Annotated in this window: 3 protein-coding genes; all 3 read right to left on the bottom strand. The window is 69.3% G+C overall.

Features of this window, described 5'->3' with window-relative positions; translation table 11 throughout:
* Positions 1-333: 333 nt before the first annotated feature.
* Positions 334-3,108 carry an RNaseH domain-containing protein gene (locus ALLO2_RS26765; RefSeq protein ID WP_198031082.1) on the bottom strand — a complete coding sequence of 925 codons (2,775 nt, stop codon included), beginning with the start codon at positions 3,106-3,108 and terminating at the stop codon, positions 334-336.
* A 20-nt stretch (positions 3,109-3,128) separates the two neighbouring features.
* Entirely contained in the window at positions 3,129-3,632 is a 504-nt protein-coding gene (locus tag ALLO2_RS26095; RefSeq protein ID WP_035734670.1) for a hypothetical protein, read from the bottom strand.
* A gap of 243 nt (positions 3,633-3,875) precedes the next feature.
* On the bottom strand, positions 3,876-4,233 hold a 358-nt coding region (locus ALLO2_RS26760), incomplete at its 5' end, for a hypothetical protein (RefSeq protein ID WP_035734669.1).

Here is a 4,233-nt window from a genome sequence, read left to right as displayed (position 1 = left end):
GCGCTGACCTGCCAGGCCGCGACCGCCGCCGGGATCGACCCCGACCGGATCAAGTTCAAACGCGCTGTGAGGATCATCCGGGACCGGGTCGTCACCGACCCGGCTTTTTCCCCCTGACCAGCGGGCACGCACTCAGGGTGAGACCGCCACCGACATCNCCCGACCGNCCCGGCTCAACNCCCGCCGCGAACGCACCTACCCCCGCGTCGTCCGCCGGGCGCGCCACAACCAGTATCCGGTCAAGAAACCCGGCCAGCGCGGCCTCCGCCACCACGCCCCGCCCACGATCAGNCTCGCCAACCCCACGAAACCCCAGNTAGCAGCTTGATCGACTTAGTGGAAGTGGCATTGGGGCTCCGGGTCGTCTGTCTGGACGGTTCGGCGGTACTGCGGGTGGTCGAGGTCCATCTGTTTCGCGGCGTGTAGCGGTACTGGGTGGCGGATGCGGTCGGACCAGGAGATCGTCTGGTGGCAGAGTTTCGCGGTCGCGATTGCGAAGGCGTCCGCGGGGACGGCGTCGGTGTAGGCCAGCGGGTAGATCTCTGTTGCGGTCATGGTGTACCAGTTCTGGTCAATCTCGCCTTTGCGTCGTTCTGCCTTGTTGTCTGACCAGACGGAGCGGCGAGCGTCCCAACGGGTGTATTTGGAGCCGAGGCGGCCGGCGCCAGCGCCATCGTAGCTACGGGGCACGTTACAGAGAATCCACACCGGTGTACCGAAGTCGGTGGTGACCTGGTAGAGGGTGGTGGCAGTCTCACCGTCGGTCGGCGGGCTGTCGAGGTCCTTGGAGACGCGGGTGGTGCTGACTGGGGGCGGCACCTCGTCGTCCTCGATGTTCACGCGGATGACCGCTTGGGGTCGGTCGTCTCGGTGCAGAGTGCTGCCGGGTAGCCAGTAGCGGCTCGTGCGGGNCTCGGCGGNGGNACTTTNGTGNATGTTCTGGAGGCCGTGCCACATGCGCCGGGAGGCCATTGCGTCGACGGTGACGGCGTAGGGGATCCCGTCGAGCTCGTCGGCGAGGTCTTGCAGCGCGCGCTCGACGATGTCCGCAGCCTCGTCCCACCGCTGCCGGTAGGTCCTGCTGTCTGTTCCTTCCGGGTAGGCAGTGGCATGGAAAGCGGGTTGGGCGGTGCGGTAGGGCTGCCATTCGGGCCGGGTGGAGCTCCAGCCGAGGAGGGTCCAGGCGCCGGCCGGGTCGGAGGGCGGGACGAGGGCCGACGCGGTGATGACGACCTTTGGTCGGCCGCGCTCGCCCTTGCGGCGATTCTGCTGGCGGACGTGGATACCGACGTGGGCGACGCGGTCGACCGGGTGGCCGGTCGCGGGTGGCTTCAGCGCGTTCGCGATGCGGTCGTCGATGATGCCGAGGGAGCGGTAGAGGTCGAGGAGCGCCCACTCGGCGGGGTGATCCCGGCCCTCCTTGGGTTGGATCACCCCTTTTTCGTCCGAGCCACGTAGGTACTGGGTGGGCACGCCGAGGGCAGAGAGGATGCCTCTGGTCTGGTGCTTCGCGTCCAGATCGTCGGCGTCGGCGTCCGTGACGTCTTCCGCGGTCGGCATTTCGGTTTCGCACCAGGCGCCGACGAGAACGCCATCCCGGGACTCCAATGCGAACCGGCTGTTGCGTAGAGCTTCTTCGCGGCTGGCGGCGCGGCCCGGTCGGAGGAACTCGCCCGCCTGGTGGAAGACGGCGCTGATCGTGCCGGGGTGGAGCTCGAGATCCTGGCCATCCTGGGGGTCCAGGACCCCCTGGTCGAGTGCGAAGACACTGCGCAGGGTGTCGAGCATGCGCAGACGGGTTTCGTCGCGGTACCACAGGCAGGCGATACGCAGCGTGTCGAAGCCGGCGGCCTTGACGGAGGCGACGATGGCCTTCGGGGATGGGAAGGCGTTTCCGGGCTCTGCTAGCGGACCGCTGTCGCCGCTGTTCGCGCGTTCCTCCTTCCGGCGGGCACGCTCTCGAGCGGACACCCGCTCCGGGTCTGTGGGCCGGCGCGGGAACTGCATGCGTACCTCACGCGACTCCAGCGGTTCGGCGGCGTCGGCGAACACCAGGGATGCGTGATCGCGGAGTCGGCGCAGGTGGTGCATGCCGGTGCCGACACCGATGGGAAACGAGGCGCTCGTCGGGCGGATGGGCCAGACCTGCTCGGGACGGTCACGGGGGAACCGCGCGGGTTTGTTCTCGGCGCGCGCCTGCGCGAGGAGCTCCTGCTCACGGGTGGAGCGGGCGGCGATGGTGCGCAGGATCGAGTAGTCCATGTCGAGTCGGCCGAGTGCGTCGAGGGCGAGCCGGTTGATGGTGCGGGCTCCGCCGCGGCCGTCGAGTTCCAGTTCCAGCACGGGGCGCCCGACCCCTGGCTGCTGCGCGAGCGCGGTCTTGGAGAAGATCAGCGAGTCGGCGATGCGGGTGACCCGAGACGTGAGCAGGAGGAGCGGGCTGGTGATGTTCGGAAGGGTCTTGAGGGCCAGCCTCGTGCGCGAGAGCGCGAACCGGCCGCCGCGGTCGTTCTCCCAGGGGTCATCGAGGGTGACGAGGCCTCCAGCGGTGTCGGGCCACAGCGTCACTGTCCGGCTGTCGGAGATCGCCCACGGTTCGGCAGCGAGGCGCCGTGCGAGGTCCCAGGTGACCGTTCTGTAGACCCAGTTGGGGGTGTCGGGCTGTGTGCCGGACCGGGGTGCAAGCTGGTCGGCCAACAGGTGGTGCTGCTCGGGAAGGTCGGCGATTCGTTTCGCGAGGTCCGGCGGGGTGGCGAGATCGATGACGTCGATCTTGTCGCCGAGAGCGAGTCCGTGGGTGAGGGTGAAGACCCTGCGCAGGAGCCGGCCGTCGAGGGGCTCTCGTGACGCGAGGAAGGGCGCCCGCCTGTCTGGCTCGAAGTGTACGTAGCCGCCGCTGAGGACGCCGAGCACGAGGGTCGCGATGGAGTAGGGGGCCTGCGCCGAGTCGTTGCGGTACCGCCGCTTGCACTGGCGGTCGAGATCGTCCCAGAGCTTCCAGGTCTCCTCGTCGAGATGCCGGACATGGACCGCGGCGTCCGCGACGAGGGCGGGGGTGCAGCGGAACGCGAGCGTGTTGAGGTATTTGCCGGGCGCGGGCGGGGTCACGGGTCCTCTTCTCAGGGATGTCACGGCGTGTTGGGGTGGATGCCGGCGTAGTCGAGGAAGGCGTTGAGCGCTTCGCCGTAGAGGTCGTTCATCCGTGTCCGCACCGCGGGGGTCCACTGGGAGTGGATGCGGCGCAGGATGGTCTCCAGGTCGGAACTCCACGTGTCCTCGTGGAAGGCGTAGTCGACGAGGTGCAGGACGGCGTCGCCGCCGCCGCGCCGGGCGCGGCCGGCGAGCTGGATGAGATCGACGATGACGCCCGCGACGATCTCTTCCTGGAGCGGCTTGTGCATCGCGGTGAACTGGGGCGCGGTCCGTAGCAGCAGGGAAAGTCGTTCCCAGGCGGCCGTGCGGGCCTCCGCGAGCGCTTGGGCGGGGTCGGCGCTCCCTCCCGGGGGCAGCGCCCGTAGGCCGGCGGCGTTGATGCTGCCGTACATCTCGGCGGGCTCGCCGAGTAGCGCGAGCGGGCGGACGCACAGGTAGACCGAGCGGACCGCGGAGCGGGTCCCGACCACGATGTTCAACCCGCGGGCGACGATCTGCAGAGGTACGACAAGGACGTTGCCGTACTGCGGGNAGTCTTCGAACTGCTCCGCTGTCAGCCGGGTCGCGATGTTCTCCCGGGGCAGGTCGGCATGGGCGCTGTGCCGGTCTTCTTCCCGGACCGCGACGCACAGCCCGCGGCTGTATTTGCCGGCCTGGGAGATCCCCCGGGCGAGCCAGGCGCACTGTTCGTAAGTGGGCGTTCTGCACGCTTTCGTCGGGCCTCAGCTTGAGTTGATCTCTGGGGTGGCCGGTGGGTCGGGCTGGGGCAGGACGAACAGGCCGGGATCGGGCTCGGTGAGAACACCCCGCTCTACCAGCCGTTTCAGCCGGGCCCGCATGCTCTCGACATGCCGGGGCTCGGTGCCGCCACCCAGCGCCCGGCACACGTCCTTGGCGTGCAGCCCGTTCCCGCCCCGGGTGAACACGGCCAGCACCTCCCGATACCCCGGCGGCAGCGGCTCGGCCGGTGCGGCGTCGTTCTCGGCGGCCAGGTCCAGCACCGTCTCCCGGGTGATCTCCAACCGTTCCAGGGCACGTTCAGCGGCGGCGAGCTGCCCGGTGAGCCGGGCGATCTCCTCC

Source organism: Frankia sp. Allo2 (assembly GCF_000733325.1).
GTDB classification, from domain to species: Bacteria; Actinomycetota; Actinomycetes; order Frankiales; family Frankiaceae; genus Frankia; species Frankia casuarinae.
Note: the sequence above shows the minus strand (reverse complement) of the source record. Positions and strands in the feature narration are given on the sequence as shown.